The sequence below is a fragment of the Pseudomonas oryzihabitans genome (assembly GCF_006384975.1).
GTDB lineage: Bacteria > Pseudomonadota > Gammaproteobacteria > Pseudomonadales > Pseudomonadaceae > Chryseomonas > Chryseomonas psychrotolerans_B.
On the sequence record NZ_CP021645.1, the window covers coordinates 3,693,476 to 3,710,182 of the forward strand.

Annotated in this window: 14 protein-coding genes; 7 read left to right on the forward strand and 7 right to left on the reverse strand. The window is 66.7% G+C overall.

Going from position 1 to position 16,707, the window contains the following annotated elements:
* The first annotated feature begins 11 nt into the window (after positions 1 to 11).
* A complete protein-coding gene (locus CCZ28_RS16670) occupies positions 12 to 1,544 on the forward strand; it encodes an MFS transporter (protein ID WP_140219760.1) in 1,533 nt (510 codons plus the stop codon).
* A 23-nt stretch (positions 1,545 to 1,567) separates the two neighbouring features.
* On the opposite strand, the gene CCZ28_RS24760 is transcribed toward CCZ28_RS16670, so the two are convergent.
* The 3 genes from CCZ28_RS24760 to CCZ28_RS16685 are packed head-to-tail and all read right to left on the reverse strand — an operon-like array spanning position 1,568 to position 3,456.
* The gene (locus CCZ28_RS24760; RefSeq protein ID WP_140219762.1) at positions 1,568 to 1,777 is read right to left on the reverse strand and encodes a DUF6434 domain-containing protein; all 210 of its coding nucleotides are present in this window, start codon (positions 1,775 to 1,777) and stop codon (positions 1,568 to 1,570) included.
* Between the two features lie 48 nt (positions 1,778 to 1,825).
* Positions 1,826 to 2,632: an amino acid ABC transporter permease gene (locus tag CCZ28_RS16680; RefSeq protein WP_140219764.1), complete on the reverse strand. Its 807-nt coding sequence runs from the start codon at positions 2,630 to 2,632 to the stop codon at positions 1,826 to 1,828.
* Positions 2,629 to 3,456, reverse strand: coding sequence for an ABC transporter substrate-binding protein (locus CCZ28_RS16685; protein WP_140219766.1), 828 nt, complete (start codon positions 3,454 to 3,456; stop codon positions 2,629 to 2,631). Before CCZ28_RS16685 ends, CCZ28_RS16680 begins: the two co-directional genes overlap by 4 nt.
* Positions 3,457 to 3,556: 100 nt before the next feature.
* Here CCZ28_RS16685 and CCZ28_RS16690 point away from each other — a divergent pair, with 100 nt between their 5' ends.
* From CCZ28_RS16690 to CCZ28_RS16705, 4 genes are all read left to right on the forward strand, one after another.
* Positions 3,557 to 4,459, forward strand: a complete 903-nt coding sequence (locus CCZ28_RS16690) for a homocysteine S-methyltransferase family protein (protein ID WP_140219767.1) — start codon at positions 3,557 to 3,559, stop codon at positions 4,457 to 4,459.
* 327 nt (positions 4,460 to 4,786) lie between these two features.
* Entirely contained in the window at positions 4,787 to 6,121 is a 1,335-nt protein-coding gene (locus CCZ28_RS16695; RefSeq protein ID WP_140219770.1) for a CitMHS family transporter, read from the forward strand.
* A 119-nt stretch (positions 6,122 to 6,240) separates the two neighbouring features.
* Positions 6,241 to 6,993, forward strand: coding sequence for a TerC family protein (locus CCZ28_RS16700; protein WP_140219771.1), 753 nt, complete (start codon positions 6,241 to 6,243; stop codon positions 6,991 to 6,993).
* A 164-nt stretch (positions 6,994 to 7,157) separates the two neighbouring features.
* On the forward strand, positions 7,158 to 8,831 hold the full coding sequence (locus CCZ28_RS16705; RefSeq protein ID WP_140219775.1) for a Na/Pi cotransporter family protein: 1,674 nt from the start codon (positions 7,158 to 7,160) through the stop codon (positions 8,829 to 8,831).
* 131 nt (positions 8,832 to 8,962) lie between these two features.
* On the opposite strand, the gene ampC is transcribed toward CCZ28_RS16705, so the two are convergent.
* Positions 8,963 to 10,123 (reverse strand): class C beta-lactamase, encoded by a 1,161-nt coding sequence (gene ampC, locus CCZ28_RS16710; RefSeq protein ID WP_140219777.1) that lies wholly within the window; start codon positions 10,121 to 10,123, stop codon positions 8,963 to 8,965.
* 170 nt (positions 10,124 to 10,293) lie between these two features.
* Between ampC and CCZ28_RS16715 the strand changes: the two genes are divergently transcribed.
* Positions 10,294 to 11,196, forward strand: a complete 903-nt coding sequence (locus CCZ28_RS16715) for a D-hexose-6-phosphate mutarotase (protein WP_140219779.1) — start codon at positions 10,294 to 10,296, stop codon at positions 11,194 to 11,196.
* Positions 11,197 to 11,586: 390 nt separating this feature from the next.
* Here the strand turns inward: CCZ28_RS16715 and CCZ28_RS16720 are convergent, their stop codons facing one another.
* Together CCZ28_RS16720 and CCZ28_RS16725 are read right to left on the reverse strand one after the other, a co-directional pair.
* A complete protein-coding gene (locus CCZ28_RS16720; RefSeq protein ID WP_140219781.1) occupies positions 11,587 to 12,570 on the reverse strand; it encodes an asparaginase in 984 nt (327 codons plus the stop codon).
* A gap of 151 nt (positions 12,571 to 12,721) precedes the next feature.
* Positions 12,722 to 14,176 carry an alanine/glycine:cation symporter family protein gene (locus tag CCZ28_RS16725; RefSeq protein ID WP_140219782.1) on the reverse strand — a complete coding sequence of 485 codons (1,455 nt, stop codon included), beginning with the start codon at positions 14,174 to 14,176 and terminating at the stop codon, positions 12,722 to 12,724.
* Positions 14,177 to 14,448: 272 nt separating this feature from the next.
* Between CCZ28_RS16725 and CCZ28_RS16730 the strand changes: the two genes are divergently transcribed.
* Positions 14,449 to 15,237: a helix-turn-helix domain-containing protein gene (locus tag CCZ28_RS16730; protein ID WP_140219783.1), complete on the forward strand. Its 789-nt coding sequence runs from the start codon at positions 14,449 to 14,451 to the stop codon at positions 15,235 to 15,237.
* Here CCZ28_RS16730 and CCZ28_RS16735 read toward each other — a convergent pair.
* Positions 15,234 to 16,442 (reverse strand): GGDEF domain-containing protein, encoded by a 1,209-nt coding sequence (locus CCZ28_RS16735; protein ID WP_140219784.1) that lies wholly within the window; start codon positions 16,440 to 16,442, stop codon positions 15,234 to 15,236. The two genes, CCZ28_RS16730 and CCZ28_RS16735, sit on opposite strands and share 4 nt — an antisense overlap.
* Positions 16,443 to 16,707 lie beyond the last annotated feature (265 nt).

Below are 16,707 nucleotides of genomic sequence, written 5' to 3' on the forward strand. Positions count from 1 at the left end.
GTCTTGCCGCGATGCCGTCCCTGTCTCTGTCCCGCAATGGTCTGGCGCTGATTGCCATCTGCCTGGCGGCCTTGATGCTGGGCCTGGAGATCACCAGCGTTCCCGCCATCCTGCCGCTGCTGGAAAGGGCGCTGCCGGCCAGCTTCCGGCAACTGCAATGGATCATGAACGCCTACACCCTGGCCATGAGTGCGGTGCTGATGGCGATGGGGACACTGGGCGATCGCTTCGGTCGCAAACGCATCTTCATCCTGGGCACCCTAGTCTTCGGGGCTGCCTCCCTGGCCTGTGGCCTGGCCACCACGGCGCCGGTACTGATCGTTGCACGTTTCCTGCAGGGCCTGGCCGCGGCGGCGATGCTGGCCTGCCAGATCGCCTTGCTGTCGCAGCACTTTCCCGCGGGCGCCGCGCGTGGCCGGGCGTTCGGCTGGTGGGGGATCGTCTTCGGCGCCGGGCTCGGTTTCGGGCCGATCGTCGGGGCTGCACTCGCGACCCTGGCGAGCTGGAGCTGGGTGTTCCTGATCCACGTGGGTCTCGCCGGGGTCACCGTCGCCTGTGCCCTGCGCGGGATCGAGGAATCGGCCAATCCTGTCGCGAAGCACCTCGATCTGGCGGGCATGCTCACCCTGTCCCTGGCGGTGTTCGGTCTCGTCTACCTGATCACCCAGGGGCAACTCGGCGCCGCCGCTACTCCGGCCGCACGACTGGGGTTGATCCTGAGCCTGGGTTGCCTGCTGCTCTTCGTCGTTATCGAGCGCCGTCGGGCCCAGCCTATGTTCGATTTCGCAGTGTTGCGCGTCCGGCGTTTCAGTGGCGCACTGCTGGGCGCCAGTGGCATGAATTTCAGCTTCTGGCCCTTCGTCATCTATTTGCCGCTCTATCTGCACGCCGTGGTGGGCCTGGACGCCCTTGCGACGGGTGGGATGGTGCTGGCCTACACCCTGCCCACCATTCTGGTACCACCGCTGGCGGAGCGCCTGTTGCTGCGCCTTGGTCCCGGCGTGGTCATTCCCCTGGGGCTTGGCCTGATCGGGCTGGGCTTCGCGCTGCTCAGCCTGGCGGTGACCCTGGGGGCTGGCCAGATACCAGCCCTGTTGCCCGGGTGCCTCCTGGCCGGTATCGGCGTGGGTCTGACCAATACGCCGGTGACCAACACGGCCACGGCGGCGCTACCCGTGGAACGCAGCGGCATGGCTTCGGGGCTGGACATGAGCACGCGGATCTTTGCCCTGGCGCTGAACATCGCGCTCATGGGCGCCATCCTGCTGGGCGGCGTCGCGGCGCACTTGGCTACGGCGGCGACCACGCTGGATGGCAGCGGACGCGAGTCGCTGGCGGCGGCCATTGCCGCCGGTAACCTCGGACTGGCACAGGCCCATGGGGTCGACCTAGCGCTGGCCCGCGCCGCGCTCGGCCAGGGAGTCGGTTGGGTGACCGGCTATGCCGCGGTCTGCGCCTGCGGCTTCGCGCTGCTGAGTTTTCTGTTGTTGCGCCCGGTAGGGAAGGGGCAGCGGAAGTGTTCGACGGCAGGTGGTGAGGCCTAACGCCGTCGAGATGCCGGAATGCTCTAGCGTGGATGCCGGCGCCTCCACTCGTCGACAACGTCGCCCAGGGTTTTGGGGGCATCGCTCCGTATCCACGCCATGAATTCACGGTCGAATCTGAAGGCTTCGCCACATTGCTCGATCATGAAGCGCCGAACGTTTTGGGTACTTTTGTAGTTCTCGTCGATAACAGTGGCGCGTGTCAGTAAGGCGCTATGCCAGTCCGTTTTCAAATTACTCACTCCCGTGACGAGTGGTTTGTCGGGACAGGGTTAGGCGCCCTAACGCCCCTGATACGCCTTCCCATAGTGCCTTTCCAGGCGCGCCTGCATGAACTCCATCGCCAGCGACATCAGCCAGTAGAGCACCGCCGCGGTGGTCAGCATCTCCAGGTAGCGATAGCTGGAGCGGCCATAGGACTGGGCGAGGAACATCACCTCCCAGACGCCCATCACCGAGACCAGGGAGGAATCCTTGAGCATGGAGATGAACTGGCTGGTGGTGGGCGGGATGATGCTGCGCATGGCCTGGGGCAGGGTGACGCGCCAGAAGATCACCCGCGGCGAAAGACCCAGGGCCAGGGCCGCCTCGCGCTGGCCGGGCGGCACGCCGAGCAGGCCGGCGCGGAAGATCTCGCTGAGATAGGCGCCGTAGTTCAGCGACAGGGCGAGGATACCGGCGCTGATGGCGCCTGGTACCACGCCGATCTGCGGCAGCCCCAGGTAGATCAGCAGGATCTGGATCAGCAGCGGGGTGCCGCGGAAGAAGGAGGCGTAGAAGGTGGCCACGCCATAGGCCAGGGCGCTGGACGACAGCCTGGCCAGGGCCGCGGCGAAACCCAGCAGCACCGAGACGGCGATGGAGCAGAGACTGAGGAACAGCGTCAGCGCCGCGCCCTGCAGGAAGCCGTTGGGCCCCAGCCGCCAGCCCACCAGGTTGGGCAGGCGTGGCCAGACGCTGGCGAACTTGAGATCGAAACCCAGGACGAAGACCACACCCCCGGCCAACAGTGCCAGCCAGGTCAGCCAGACGCGGGTACGAAAGCTCAGCAGGGGGCGGCGCTGGGGCGGGGGTGGTAGGTCACTCATGGGGCTTGGGTAATGTCCGCACCAATCCACTTCTCGGAGATGCGCTTCAAGGTGCCGTCCTGACGTAGGCCGTCGATGATCTCGCGCAGCTTGGCGGCGAATTCCGGATCGCCCTTCTCGATGGCCACGGCGTTGGGCTCGGCATAGAGCGGGGCGCCGGCCAGCTTGAACTTGCCGTCCTGGGCGATACGCGGCTGGGCGGTCACCAGGTTGGTCAGTACCGCGTCCAGGCGCTTGCCGGCGCCCAGGCCCAGGTCCTGGAAGGCGACGTTGTCGTCGGGGTAGGGCACCACCTGGACGTTGTCGAAGGGATAGCTCAGCGGCTTATCTTCCTGGCCCTCGATGGTCAGGTCCTTGTTCAGGTAGCTCTCGTAGGAAGAGGCGCTGGTGACGCCAACCTTCTGGCCCGAGAGATCCTTGGCGCCATGGATTCGCTCGTCACCGGCGTTGACCACGATGACCGCCGGCGAGGCGTAGTAGTTGACCGGAAAATCGAACACCTGGGCGCGCGCCTGGCTGGGCGTCATGGAGCAGATGCAGACATCGTAACGGCCGCTCCAGCGACCCGCGGCGATCACGTCCCAGGACGGCGTCTCCAGGCGCAGCTTGACGCCCAGCTTGTCGGCCACCGCCTTGGCCACGTCCACGTCGAAGCCTTCCAGCTGGTTCTGGGCATTGAGCTGGGAGAAGGGCGGATAGCTTTCCATGAGCACGTTGACCAGCTCGCCCTTGGCCTTGATGCGATCCAGGGTAGCGCCGGCCGTGGCCGAGGTGGCGACCAGCGCCAGGGTCAGGCCGAGGGCCGATAGCAGAGCGGTTCTCATGAGGGCGTCCTTTGCAAAGGGATAGAGGGCCTGGTATTAGAGAGATATGAGAACCGATATTGAACTCTGTTTTAGTTATAAGGAAAAGTGAAAAAACGCTATGGCCAAGATGAATCTCGTTCTTCTCGACGGTGGCATGGGCCGCGAGCTTCAACGGCGCGGGGCCCCTTTTCGTCAGCCGGAGTGGTCGGCCCTGGCGCTGAGCGAGGCGCCGGAGCAGGTGGAGGCGGTGCATCGCGCCTATATCGAGGCTGGCGCCCAGGTGATCACCAGCAACAGCTATGCGGTGGTGCCCTTCCATATCGGCGAGACCCGTTTCGCGGCCGAAGGCGAGTCCCTGGCCGCGCGCGCTGGCCAATTGGCACGGCAGGCGGTGACCGCCAGCGGCCAGCCGGTGCGGGTGGCGGGTTCCCTGCCGCCGTTGTTCGGCTCCTATCGCCCCGACCTGTTCGAGCCGGCGCGGGTGGACGAGGTGCTGCAGCCGCTGATCCGCGGCCTGGCGCCCCATGTCGATCTCTGGCTGGCGGAAACCCAGAGTTCGCTGGCGGAGGTACGTGCCATCGCCGCCGGGCTGCCGGACGACGGCAAGCCGCTGTGGCTGTCTTTCACCTTGAAGGACGAAGACGTCGACGAGGTGCCGCGGCTGCGTTCGGGCGAGCCGGTGGCCGAGGCGGCGCAATTGGCCGTGGAACTGGGCGCTGGGGCGCTGCTGTTCAATTGCAGCCAGCCCGAGGTGATGGCGGCGGCGCTGGACAGCGCCCGTGAGACCTTTGCCACCGCGGGTATCGAGATTCCCTTTGGCGCTTATGCCAATGCCTTCCCGCCCCAGCCGGAAGAGGCCACCGCCAACGACGGTCTCGATCCCCTGCGCCCGGACCTCGATCCGCCTGGCTACCTGAGCTTCGCCCAGGACTGGCAGGCGCGCGGTGCGAGCCTGATCGGCGGCTGCTGCGGCATCGGCCCGGAACACATCGCCGTGCTCGACCAGCGGCTGCGTGGCTGATGAGACCAGGCCACTTCGCCGCCCGAGCGCGGCTGCGTGGCCTGGTCCGTGCGCAGGCGCGAGTGACCGGCCATCTCTTCGGTGACATCCCGCAATATCCCCTGGCCACCACGCAAGGCTGGCGAAAGGTTGACCTCTTAGGATTCCTGCAAGACCCGCCCCCGTGAGCGGGCGACGTGCCTACAAAAATAACCAGGATCCTTGCCATGTCGTACCTGTCCCCCCGGGCGTCGCTGCACGCCTCCGTCCCCTGGATTTTCGCCCTCACCGCGCCCCAACGCCGCGGCTGAACCCTCTCCCTTTCGCGAAATTTCCAGAGGTATTCCCATGCTGACTTTCCTCGGCTTCGCCATGGTCATGACCTTCATGTACCTGATCATGACCAAGCGCCTCTCGCCGCTGATCGCCCTGACCATGGTGCCGATCGCCTTCGCCGTGCTGGCCTGGGCACTATCCAGCGAATTCGCCAGCCTCGGCCACGTCAAGCTCGACGCCCTCGGCCCGATGATGCTCGATGGCATCCGCAAACTGGCGCCCACCGGCGTGATGCTGCTGTTCGCCATCCTCTATTTCGCGGTGATGATCGACACCGGCCTGTTCGATCCGGCGGTGCGCTGGATCCTCCGGCTGGTCAAGGGCGATCCGCTCAAGGTGGCCCTGGGCACCGTGTTCCTGACCCTAGTGGTCTCCCTGGACGGTGACGGCTCGACCACCTACATGATCTGCGTGGCCGCCATGTTCCCGCTGTACAAGCGCCTGGGCATGAATCCGCTGATCATGACCTGCCTGATGCTGCTCTCCAGCGGGGTGATGAACCTGACCCCCTGGGGTGGCCCGACCGCCCGCGCCGCCAGTGCCCTGCACGTCGACCCGGCCGACGTCTTCGTCCCCATGATCGCGCCCATGCTGCTGGCCATCGCCTGGCTGTTCTTCCTGGCCTACCTCTATGGCCGCCGCGAGCGGGCGCGCCTGGGCATCCTGCAGATCGGCGAGACCGAAGGCGCCAACGTCACCGTATCCCAGTGCGAAGAGGCCCGCCGGCCGCAACTGCGCTGGTTCAACGGCCTGCTGACCCTGGCGCTGATGGCCGCGCTGATCGTCGGCGTGCTGCCGATGCCGGTGCTGTTCATGATCGCCTTCGGCATCGCCATGATCGTCAACTATCGCTGCCTGAACATGCAGAAGCAGCGCATCGCCGCCCATGCCGAGAACGTGCTGGCGGTGGTCTCGCTGATCTTCGCCGCAGGCATCTTCACCGGCATCCTCTCCGGGACCGGCATGGTCGACGCCATGTCCAAGGGCCTGCTGGCGGTGATCCCGGACGCCCTGGGGCCGTACATGGCGGTGATCACCGCCCTGGTCAGCCTGCCGTTCACCTTCTTCATCTCCAACGACGCCTTCTACTTCGGCGTGCTGCCGGTATTGGCCGAGGCCGCCGCGGCCTACGGCATCAGTCCGGTGGAGATCGCCCGGGCTTCCATCGTCGGCCAGCCCGTGCATCTGCTCAGCCCCCTGGTGCCCTCCACCTACCTGCTGGTGGGCCTGGCCAAGGTGGAGTTCGGCGACCATCAGCGCTTCACCCTGAAGTGGGCCACCGTGACCTGCATGTTCCTGCTGTTCGGAGCTTTGTTACTGGGTGTGTTTCCGCTGTACAGCCGCTAGAGTTTTACCAATTGTACGACTAGCCTTGCCGGCTGTTCGAAAACGGCGCGTCGTCCGGCGCGCCTTTTCTTTTAAAGCGCGCTGCTATTAGACGCGCCTTAGCGATGAGAGGATTTGCAATGGAGTGGTTGACCAACCCGGAAATCTGGGTCGCCTTCTTTACCCTGACGGCCCTGGAGATCGTCCTGGGCATCGACAACATCATCATGATCTCCATCCTGGTCAGCCGCATGCCCAAGCACATGCAGGCGCGGACCCGCTTCTTCGGCCTGGCCCTGGCCATGGTCACCCGCATCCTGCTGCTGCTGTCCATCACCTGGGTGATGCGCCTCACCGCCGATCTGTTCTTCGTCTTCGGCCAGGGCATCTCCGGGCGGGATCTCATCCTCTTCTTCGGTGGCCTGTTCCTCTTGTGGAAGAGCAGCGCCGAGATCTACCACGGCCTGGAAGGCGAGGAAGAGCAGGACGAGGACGCGCCGGCGAAGAAGGGCAGCGGCTTCATCGGCACCATCATCCAGATCGCCATCATCGACATCGTCTTCTCGCTGGACTCGGTGATCACCGCGGTCGGCATGGTCAGCCACGTCCCGGTCATGGTCGCGGCGATCATCGTCGCGGTGCTGGTGATGATGCTGGCGGCCGGTGCCATCAGCACTTTCATCGACAAGCACCCGAGCCTGAAGATGCTGGCGCTGTCCTTCCTGATCGTGGTCGGTACCGTGCTCATCGCCGAAGCCTTCGAAGTCCATGTGCCCAAGGGCTATGTCTACTTCGCCATGGCCTTCTCGCTGGCGGTGGAAGCCATCAATATCCGCCTGCGTGGCAAGGCCAAGGCGCGCGCGGCGGTCAAGCTGCGCAAGGAGCAGATCTGAGCCCAGCGGCGGAACCCGACTCGGTCCACGCCGCCTAACTCAGCAGGTCCCCGCGAGCCCGAAGGTGCCCTACCTTCGGGCTCGCGCGTCTGTGCAGGACGGTCATTAAACTTTTATGACAAGCTCGCCAGGAGTTCTTGGACACGCGCCGGGAGGGCGCCGCGATGCTGACACTGCTCAACCTGCTATCCGCCGTGTCCCTGCTGGTGTGGGGCACCCATATCGTGCGTACCGGCATCCTGCGGGTGTACGGCGCCAGCCTGCGCCGGGTGCTCAGCCGCAGCATGCAGCGCATGCCGCTGGCCTTCCTCTCCGGCATCGCCGTCACCGCCCTGGTGCAGAGCAGTAACGCCACCGCGCTACTGGTCACCTCCTTCGTCGCCCAGGGCCTGGTGCCCCTCACCCCGGCGCTGGCCATCATGCTCGGCGCCGACGTGGGTACGGCGCTGATGGCGCGGGTGCTGACCTTCGATCTCTCCTGGCTGTCGCCACTGCTGATCTTTCTCGGCGTGGTGTTCTTTCTCGGTCGCAAGCAGACCCGCGCCGGCCAGCTCGGCCGGGTCGCCATCGGCCTGGGCCTGATCATCCTGGCGCTGCAGCTGATCGTCGAGGCGGCTTCGCCCATGACCCACGCCGCCGGGGTCAAGGTGCTGTTCTCCTCGCTGACCGGCGATGAACTGCTCGACGCCCTGACCGGGGCGGTCTTCGCCATGGTCTCCTATTCCAGCCTGGCGGCGGTGCTGCTGACCGCCACCCTGGCCGGTTCCGGGGTCATCTCGCTCAAGGTGGCGCTGTGCCTGGTGGTGGGCGCCAACCTGGGCAGCGGCGTGCTGGCCTTGATGGGCGCGGCCAAGCAGGGCGTCGAGGCGCGGCGGGTGGCGGTGGGCAGCCTGCTGTTCAAGCTCGCCGGCTGCATCCTGGTGCTGCCGTGGATCGGCCTCTTGGCCGACTGGCTGCAGGGCTACGACTTTAACGACGCCGAGGTGGTGATCGGCTTCCACGTCGCCTACAACCTGGTGCGCTGCCTGCTATTCCTGCCCCTCACCGGGCCCCTGGCGCGCTTCTGCACCGCCATCCTGCCCTCCCAGGAGAGCGCCGAGACCATCCTGCGGCCGCGCCATCTGGACACCGCGGCGCTGGACACCCCGGCCCTGGCGTTGACCAATGCCTCCCGCGAGCTGTTGCGCATGGGCGACGTCATCGAGCAGATGCTGCAGCACCTGCTGGTGCTGGTCAGCGGTGCTGGCGACAAGCAACTGGCCCGCGAGGTGCGCCGCCTCGACGACGACGTCGACGCCCTCTACACGGCGATCAAGCTGTACCTGGCGCGCATGCCGCGCGAGGACCTCGACGAGCGCGACAGTCGGCGCTGGGCCGAGACCATCGAGCTGGCGATCAATCTGGAGCAGGCCGGCGATCTCATCGAACGCATGGCCAGCGACGTGGAGAGCAAGAAGATCGCCGCCCGGCGTTCCTTCTCGGCCTCCGGGGTGGAAGAGCTCACGTCCCTGCACCGGTTGCTGGTCGACAGCCTCAAGCTGTGCCTGTCGGTCTATCTCTCCGGCGACCTGGATGCCGCCCGCCGCCTGCGCCGGCTCAAGCAGCGCTTCCGCCTGTTGGAAAGACGCTACGCCCATGCCCACGTCGAGCGGCTGCACCAGCAGGTGGTGGAAAGCTTCGAGACCAGCTCCCTGCACCTGGGCCTGCTCAGCGACATGCGCCGGGTCAACTCGCTGTTCTGCAGCATCGCCCACGGCGTGCTGGAGGCGGCCGACGCCGGCTATGCCACCGAGCATGAATTGCCGATGGAAGGGCGGGACGAGGCGGGCGAGGCCTGAGGTTGGGTTGAGACAGCTCCATCGTCGAAGCCCAACATCGCCCGGGCCCCGAGACGATGTTGGGCTTCGCTGCGCTCAACCCAACCTACGGCGGCATCGGCGCGCCGCCATGGCCGCGATAGCACGTTCGCTTACTGCACCCGGCTATCGAGCTGCTGCAAAATCCGCCACGCCGCCTCGATCCGTGCCGGGATGGGGTAGTTGCGGTTGGCCAGGATCACTACGCCGATCTGGCGTTCCGGGATGAACAGCGCATAGGCGCCGAAGCCGTTGGTGGAGCCGGTCTTGTTCAGCAGCCGTGCGCCGCTGGCAGGCAGCGGCGGGTGCTGCCACTCCACCGGTTGCGGTTCCAGAGCCATCGCCGGGGTGTTGCCGGCCAGCAGCTGGGTCTTGGCCAGCGGATAGGCATAGGCCTCCCAGCCCAATCCCTGGGTCATGGGACCGCTGCGGTAGTAGCCCTGCTGGGTGGTGGTGATCGCCTGGGCCAGGGATTTCGGCAGGCGCGTGGGATTGAGGTTGGCTTCGACGAAGCCGAGCAGATCGCTCGCGGTGGTCTTGATGCCGTAGGCCTCTTCGGCATAGACCCCAGGATTGACCCGCAGTGGCTCGCCGTTCTTGCCGTGGCCCCAGGCGTAGTGCGCCTGTTCGGCCGTCGGCACCTGCAGATAGGTGTGGCTGAGGCCCAGGGGCGTCAGGAGGTGGCGCTGCAGCGCCGTGGCGAAGGGCTCGTCCAGACGCTGGGCGGCCAGGGCGCCGAACAGGCCGATGCTGGGATTGGAATAGAGGCGCCGGCTGCCGGCGGGGAAGGGCGGCTGGAAGGCGCGGTAGAAGGCCGTCGCCTGATCTTCCGTGGTGACGCTGTCGGGAAACTGCAGGAGTAGCCCGCCGGCGGTATAGGTGGCCAGCTGCAGCAGACTGGCGCGGCCGATAGGACTGCCGGCCAGGGCAGGACGCACCTTGGCCGCCGACTCGTCCAGGCGCAGGTGGCCGGTGACGGCGGCATAGGCGCCCAGGGTCGCGGTGTAGGTCTTGCTCAGGGAACCGATCTCGAACAGGGTGGCGGCGTCCACCGGCTGGCCGCTGCGGCGGTCGGCGGTACCGAAGTAGTAGAGCCGGCGCAGGCCTGGGGCGGTGATGCCTACCGCCAGGCCCGGGATGTCCTGCTCGGCCATGACCGTTTTGACGGCTGCCCGCACCTCATCGTCGAGGCTGGGAGCGGCCTGGGCAAGGAGGGGCAGTCCCAGCCCGAGACAGAGGCCGAACGCGAGGTGACGGCGGGGGATACCTGACATGGCCGGTCAATTCCTGAGCATAGGGGCTGGCAGTCTAGCCGAGCCTTGTCCGCTGGACCTGAGAACCGGACGACGCTGTGAGACTTTGCCGTCGCTGCGGTCTATGCCTGGCTGGAGCCCGGTCATGGACTGGACTACAGTCGCCTCTCACCTTTTCCAGGAGTCATCCTATGTCCGCTGCCCCCCTCGTCGAACAGATCCAACTGGGCAAACTGCCCGTCTGGCGCATCCGCGTCGGCCAGGCCGAAGCCCTGGTGGCCTGCCAGGGCGCCCACGTCCTGCGCTATGGCTTCGACGGCGAGCCGGACATCGTCTGGGGCAATCCGGAAGCCGTGTTCGAGCCCGGTACCCCGATCCGCGGCGGTATCCCGATCTGCTGGCCCTGGTTCGGCGACCTGCTGAAGAATCCGGCCGAGGTCCAGGCCATGTGCACCACCACGGCGGACGCCCCGGCCCATGGCCTGGCGCGTCAGGTGGCCTGGCAGGCCGGGGGCGTCGAGGTGGACACGGACCGCGTGCGCCTGGACTTCCACCACCGCACCTCCGCCGAGACCACCCCCGGTTGGCCCCATGCCACCGAATTGACCCTGAGCCTGAGCGTCGGCGAGCGCCTGGAGCTGACCCTGAGCGTGAGCAACCTGGAAGATCACCCGTTGGTGCTGAGCCAGGCGCTGCACACCTATTTCGCCGTGAGCGACGTGCGCGAGGTGGGCATCGAAGGCCTGGCCAACGCCGACTACTACGACTGCCTGGACGGCTGGACCCGCAAGCGGCAGAACGGCGAGCCGACCATCACCGCCGAGACCGACCGAGTCTATGTCGGCCTGCCAGCACGCCTGGCGATCCGTGATGCCCAGTGGCAGCGTCGGCTGTTCGTCGAGACCCGCAATAGCCATTCGGCGGTGCTGTGGAATCCCTGGATCGACAAGGCGGCGCGCCTCAGCCAGTTCGCCAACGACGCCTGGCCCGGCATGCTGTGCATCGAGACCGCGCGGGTGATGGACGATGTCTTGACCGTGGCGCCGGGGGCCACGGCGGAGATGGCGGTGAGCCTGTGGCGCGAGGCGCTGTAGGGGCTGGTTAGGCGCTAGGGGTTGCCCTCACCCCGGCCCTCTCCCTGAGGGAGAGGGGGCGCTCAGAAGGAGTTTGGTGCGAAGGGCTTGGGGCTGTCAGGCTTCAAGCGCACCCTCACCCCGGCCCTCTCCCTGAGGGAGAGGGGGCACTCAGATGGACTTCGGCGCTATGGGTTGGGGCTGTCAGGCTTCAAGCGCACCCTCACCCTGGCCCTCTCCCAGAGGGAGAGGGGATGCTCCGATAGGCTTTGGCGTGCTGGGTGTTAGCGCGTGCGCACGGCTCACGCCTGGCTTGGCAGGGTCACTGCCTTGCTGCGGCGTCTACCCAAGCGCCCCCTCTCCCCCTGGGAGAGGGCCGGGGTGAGGGAGCAGCCGGCACCTAGCCGACGATCACAGCTCCTCGCACAGATTACGCCCGACCCACTCGGCTGCCGCAGCCCGGTCCAGACCGGCGCCGAGCAGGGCGTGCAGCTTGCCCAGGGCAGCCTCACGAGTCATGCCACGACCGGAGATGACCCCCGCATCGGCCAGGCCGCTGCCGGCGGCATAGGTACCCAGTTCCACCGTACCCCGGGCACCTTGGCTGACCGCGACCACCAGGGTACCCGCGTCGCGCAGCTCGGCCAGGGCGGCAAGGAAGTCGGCGTCATCCGCCGGCCCCGTGCCGCTGCCGTAGCACTCCAGCACCAAGCCGTGCAGTCCGCTACCGGCCAGGCCGCGCAGGGTCGTGCCGTCTACCCCCGGAAACAGTGGCAGTACCGCGACGCGCACCGGTTGGCGCGGCTGGTCGAATCCCAGCGCTGCAGGCGACGCGACCAGGGGCTCGCCACTGCGCGGCCGTGCGCTTTCCACGAAGGCTTTCCAGCCGCTGCTGGCCTGCTTGGTGCAGCGCGCGGCGGGCAGGCGCTCGCCATGGAACTGCACCTGCACGCCCGGCGCTAGACCGCTGGCGAAGGCGGCGAAGCTATCGGCCAGGTTGCCGTCGGCGTCGCTGTCCGGCACGCCGGCCGGCAGCATGGAGCCAGTGAGCAGCACCGGAATGCGCAGTCCCAGCAGGCGGAAGGCCAGGGCGGCGGCGCTGTAGGCCAGGGTGTCGGTGCCGTGCAGCACCAGCACGCCGCGGCAGGCCGGATCGGCGGCGGCAGCGAGGATGGCCTGGGCCATGCGCTCCCAGGCGGCGGGATTCATGTTGGCGCTGTCGATCAACGGCAGCAGCTCCTGCAGCTGCCAGGCCGGCGTGCCCAGTTCCGGGCGACTCGCCAGCAGGGCATGGATGCGGGCCTCGAAACCGGCGGCGGGGGCCAGGCCGGCGGCGGTCTGTTGCATGCCGATGGTGCCGCCGGTGTAGAGGATGTGCAGGTAGGGAGCGCTCATGGGAATTCCTGGAGATCTGGCCGTGCAGGATTATCGCGGGGTCGTGGTTCGGGGGTTGTTGGGCTTCGGCGGTGGAGCCGCCTCAACCCAACCTACGGCAGTGCGTAGGTTGGGTTGAGCGCAGCGAAGCCCAACGTCAGCGCGGACTCGCTCAGTGCGCCTGGCGCGGCTGTGCGGCGCGGGCTTCGGCGACGGTGTCTTCCAGGCGATCCGGCGACGGCCAGGCCTGGCGATCCAGGTCCAAGTCGCGGAACTGCTCGGCGTCGAACACCGGCTGGTCGACACCGGCGCGGCGCTGGGCGTCGTAGTCGTTGAGCACGCGCATGCCGACCTTGATCAGCAGAGCCAGGGCGATCAGGTTGACGAAGGCCAGGCAGGTCATGGTGATGTCGGCGAAGGCGAACACCGTGGTCAGGTTCTGCATCGAGCCCCAGCAGATCAGCACCAGCACCAGGCCGCGATAGCCGAGCAGCACGGCCTTGCCGCGGCCGAGCAGGTAGCGCAGGCCGTTCTCGCCCAGGTAGATGTTGTAGAGGATGCAGGTGAAGACGAACAGCGACAGGGCGACGCTGATGAAGATGCGGCCCCAGTCACCGACCACCGCGGCCAGGGAGTTCTGCGTCAGGACGATGCCGTCGCCTTCGAAACCCGGGGTGTAGAAACCCGACAGCAGGATCAGCAGGGCGGTACAGGTGCAGATGACGAAGGTATCGAGGAAGACACTGAAGGCCTGCACCACGCCCTGGGCAGCCGGGTGCTTGACCGCGGCCACGGCGGCGACGTTGGGCGCCGCGCCCAGACCGGCTTCGTTGGCGAAGACGCCACGCTTGACGCCCATGGTGATGGCGGCGCCGAGCAGGCCGGCGAAGGCCGGCTCCAGGCCGAAGGCGCTCTTGACGATGGTCAGCAGGGTGCCGGGCACCAGGTCGATCTGGGTGACGATCACATAGAGGGTGACGGCGATGTAGGCCAGGGTCTTGATCGGCACCAGGATGTCGGAGACCGCGGCGATGCGCTTGATGCCGCCGATGAACACCAGGCCCAGCAGCACGGCGAGGGCGATCCCGGTGTACTGCACCGGCAGGCCGAAGGCGTTCTCCAGCGAATGGGTCACGGTGAAGGATTGCAAGCCGACGAAGGCGAAGCCGTAGGTCACCAGCAACAAGCCCGAGAAGATCAGCGCCATCCAGCGCTTGTTGAGGCCGTGCTGGATGTAGTACGCCGGACCACCCACATAGAGGCCGTCGCCGTCGGCGCGCTTGTAGACCTGCGCCAGGGTGCACTCGAAGAAGCTGCTGGCCATGCCGACCAGGGCAGTCACCCACATCCAGAACACCGCGCCGGGGCCACCCAGGGTCACGGCCAGGCCCACGCCGGCGATGTTGCCGGCACCCACGCGGCCAGCCAGGCTGAGCATCAGCGCCTGGAAGGAGCTCAGGCCGTCACCGCTGTTGCGCAGGGATTCCTTGAACACGGTGAACATGTGCCGGAAATGGCGGACCTGCACGAACCGCGAGCGCAGGGTGAAATAGCTGCCCAGGCCGACGATCAGCACGATGAGCACATGGCCGGACAGGAAGTCGTTGAGCATTTCTAGGTAGTGCATGGAGAATCCTCGAGCATGCTAGTGATGCCCCAAGGCCGGCTCGCACGCCGTGGGGCTATTATTGTGGGATAGCCATGCCAGAACCGCTTCCCGTCATGGGGATATGACCGGAATGGGCTCTGGCATGGATCGGTCCGCGCGGATCGGGCAGTGAATCGGACCGGGCGTCTAGGTTCGGCTATCCCACCGGCGTGGACAATTCCGCGCCTCGCTTCAAAATGGCGCGACTTGATGCTAGTTTTCCGGCCGTCTGTCAAGTTCGGGCAGGGTTCATGAGCGATTTTTCCGCCAATCTGCAACTGCTCTGCCGGCATCACCGCTCGATTGCCGCCGTCTGTCGCGCCGTGGGCATCAATCGCGCCCAGTTCAATCGCTACCTCAATGGCCAGAGCCGTCCGTCGCCCTACAACCTCCAGCGGCTGGCCGATTTCTTCGCCTTGCCGGCGGCCGAACTGCACCTGCCGCATCGCCAGTTCGCGGCCCGGCTGGGCGAGCCGGCTGGCGTCGAATCCGGTTGGGCCGGGCAGACCCTGGCGCTGCTGGCGAGTCGCCAGGAAGGCCTGGCGCGCTACCAGGGCTACTACCATGAGTACTATCCGTCGCTGTCCACGCCGGGGGTGGTGCTCTGTGGCCTGGTGCGGCTGTTCGAAGAGGACGGGGTCTTTCGCTACGTGCGCTTCGAGCGCCTGCGCCGGCAGGGCGAGGCCACCAGCCAGGCGCGCTTTCGCTACCTGGGCCTGGCCATGAGCCTGGAAAGCCGGCTGTTCTTCACCGACTACGAGTCCTTGACCGGCAACGAGCTGTCGCAAACGGTCCTGCTGCCCAGCGCGCGCAACCGCATCGACCGCCTCAATGGCCTCAAACTGGGCGTCAGCGCTTCCGACCGGCGCGAGCCGGCCTGTACCCGCGTGGTCTGGGAGTATCTCGGTACCCGCCCGCGCCGCGGGGAGGCCTATGGCCGCATCGGCCTCTACGACTGGCGGGACCCCAGGCTGGACGACGATCTGCGCCAACGCCTGGCCAGCGCGATGCTCGTCGACCGGGTCTATCGCCTGGGTTAGGAGATCCCCGCGGGGAGCGCCAGCTCCTCATCGCAGCGCTCCAGCCGCGCCTGATCGCGGCCGGCTTGCTTGGCCCAGTAGAGCTGGCGATCGGCGGCCTCGATGAAGGCTTCGACGCTGGTGTGATGAGGCCCAGCGCAGGCGCCGCCGATGCTGACGGTGACCCGTCGTCCGGCCCCGGTATTGCCCGGGTGGGGAATCTCCAGTTGGCGCACCGCGTCGAGCAGCCGCTGGATGATCTGGTCGAGGTCTTCATCCGCGGTCGGGTTATAGAGGACGGCGAATTCTTCACCGCCATAGCGCGCCAGGCAATCACCGGTGCGCAACTGTCCGGCGAGGGCGGCGGCGACCCTCCTCAGGCAACGGTCGCCGGCCGGATGCCCGTAGCGGTCGTTGAAGGCCTTGAAGTGGTCGACATCGATCATCAACAGCAGCAGTGACTGGCGGTGCCGACGCGGCAGCGCCGTGGCGAGTACCTGCATCAGCGCCCGGCGGTTGGCCACGCCGGTCAAGGGATCGGTCGCGGATTGCTGTTCCAGGATGCGATTGGTGGCCGCCAGCTCCTCGTTGTGCAAGCGGTCGCGTAGTACCAGCAGATAGCCCCGTCGCTGCGCCCGCTCCATCCAGAAATTCGCCAGCAGGGTGAAGAGGGTGGTGGCCAGGGCCAGGGTGAATACCAGGGAGGCTTCCAGGACCGGCAGGGCGTGGATATGGATCGCCAGACCGATGGCCAGCAGGGCGATGGCGCTGTGTACCGCAGCCTGGCGCAATGGCGGTGCGATGCAACTATTGGTGTAGAGGATCAGCAGCGGCAGGATCGCCAGCCAGAGGGCGCGATGGGCGGCATCGCTGGCGTCGACCTGCAGCAGGGGCGGGCCGTAGGCCAGCACGCTGGGCAGGATACCCAGCCACTCGCGTAGGGGATGCTCCGCCGGCAGCACGCGCAAGGTGAGCAAGACGCCGCTCCCGCCCAGTACCACCAGGAGGCTGTGGATGGTGACGGCCCAGAAGGTGTCCGTCAGCAGAATCCAGTCCCAGATCGAAAAGCAAGCGTAGGCCAGGATGGCCACTGTCAGGCTGATGCGTAGATGACGGCGCCGTGACCAGGCGATGTCGTGCTGATAGTGCTGTTCCAGCTCGGGCTCGAAGCGCAGGGCCCAGAAAGGTTGCTCCAGCGCTCGGGCGAGAGTGAGATTGAGAGGCATCGGCCGTACCTGGCAGAGGGATCTGGTTGGATCTCTTAAGCAGGGTCAGTCCCTTGGCGCCCGCGTTGGTTCCTGGCCAGGGTGAAGAAGGCGCCGAATGGTAGCCATTGGCTACCATTCGGTCTGTTTTGGGTGCTGTGGTCCTCAACCGCCAGCTTTGATCCGGCTCCAGGCCTGCTTTGGAAACCTTCGGCGGTCTGCAACGCTCAGGACATGCTAGGGGGCTCAGGTGGCCGGCAGCCGAACCAGCGCCTGCAAGGATTCA

What these genes read in the sequence shown, in the direction of transcription:
- CCZ28_RS16670 (WP_140219760.1), top strand. Translation starts at nt 12, where the DNA reads ATGCCGTCCCTGTCTCTGTCCCGCAATGGTCTGGCGCTGATTGCCATC.
- CCZ28_RS16680 (WP_140219764.1), bottom strand. Translation starts at nt 2,632, where the DNA reads ATGAGTGACCTACCACCCCCGCCCCAGCGCCGCCCCCTGCTGAGCTTT.
- CCZ28_RS16685 (WP_140219766.1), bottom strand. Translation starts at nt 3,456, where the DNA reads ATGAGAACCGCTCTGCTATCGGCCCTCGGCCTGACCCTGGCGCTGGTC.
- CCZ28_RS16690 (WP_140219767.1), top strand. Translation starts at nt 3,557, where the DNA reads ATGGCCAAGATGAATCTCGTTCTTCTCGACGGTGGCATGGGCCGCGAG.
- CCZ28_RS16695 (WP_140219770.1), top strand. Translation starts at nt 4,787, where the DNA reads ATGCTGACTTTCCTCGGCTTCGCCATGGTCATGACCTTCATGTACCTG.
- CCZ28_RS16700 (WP_140219771.1), top strand. Translation starts at nt 6,241, where the DNA reads ATGGAGTGGTTGACCAACCCGGAAATCTGGGTCGCCTTCTTTACCCTG.
- CCZ28_RS16705 (WP_140219775.1), top strand. Translation starts at nt 7,158, where the DNA reads ATGCTGACACTGCTCAACCTGCTATCCGCCGTGTCCCTGCTGGTGTGG.
- ampC (WP_140219777.1), bottom strand. Translation starts at nt 10,123, where the DNA reads ATGTCAGGTATCCCCCGCCGTCACCTCGCGTTCGGCCTCTGTCTCGGG.
- CCZ28_RS16715 (WP_140219779.1), top strand. Translation starts at nt 10,294, where the DNA reads ATGTCCGCTGCCCCCCTCGTCGAACAGATCCAACTGGGCAAACTGCCC.
- CCZ28_RS16720 (WP_140219781.1), bottom strand. Translation starts at nt 12,570, where the DNA reads ATGAGCGCTCCCTACCTGCACATCCTCTACACCGGCGGCACCATCGGC.
- CCZ28_RS16725 (WP_140219782.1), bottom strand. Translation starts at nt 14,176, where the DNA reads ATGCACTACCTAGAAATGCTCAACGACTTCCTGTCCGGCCATGTGCTC.
- CCZ28_RS16730 (WP_140219783.1), top strand. Translation starts at nt 14,449, where the DNA reads ATGAGCGATTTTTCCGCCAATCTGCAACTGCTCTGCCGGCATCACCGC.
- CCZ28_RS16735 (WP_140219784.1), bottom strand. Translation starts at nt 16,442, where the DNA reads ATGCCTCTCAATCTCACTCTCGCCCGAGCGCTGGAGCAACCTTTCTGG.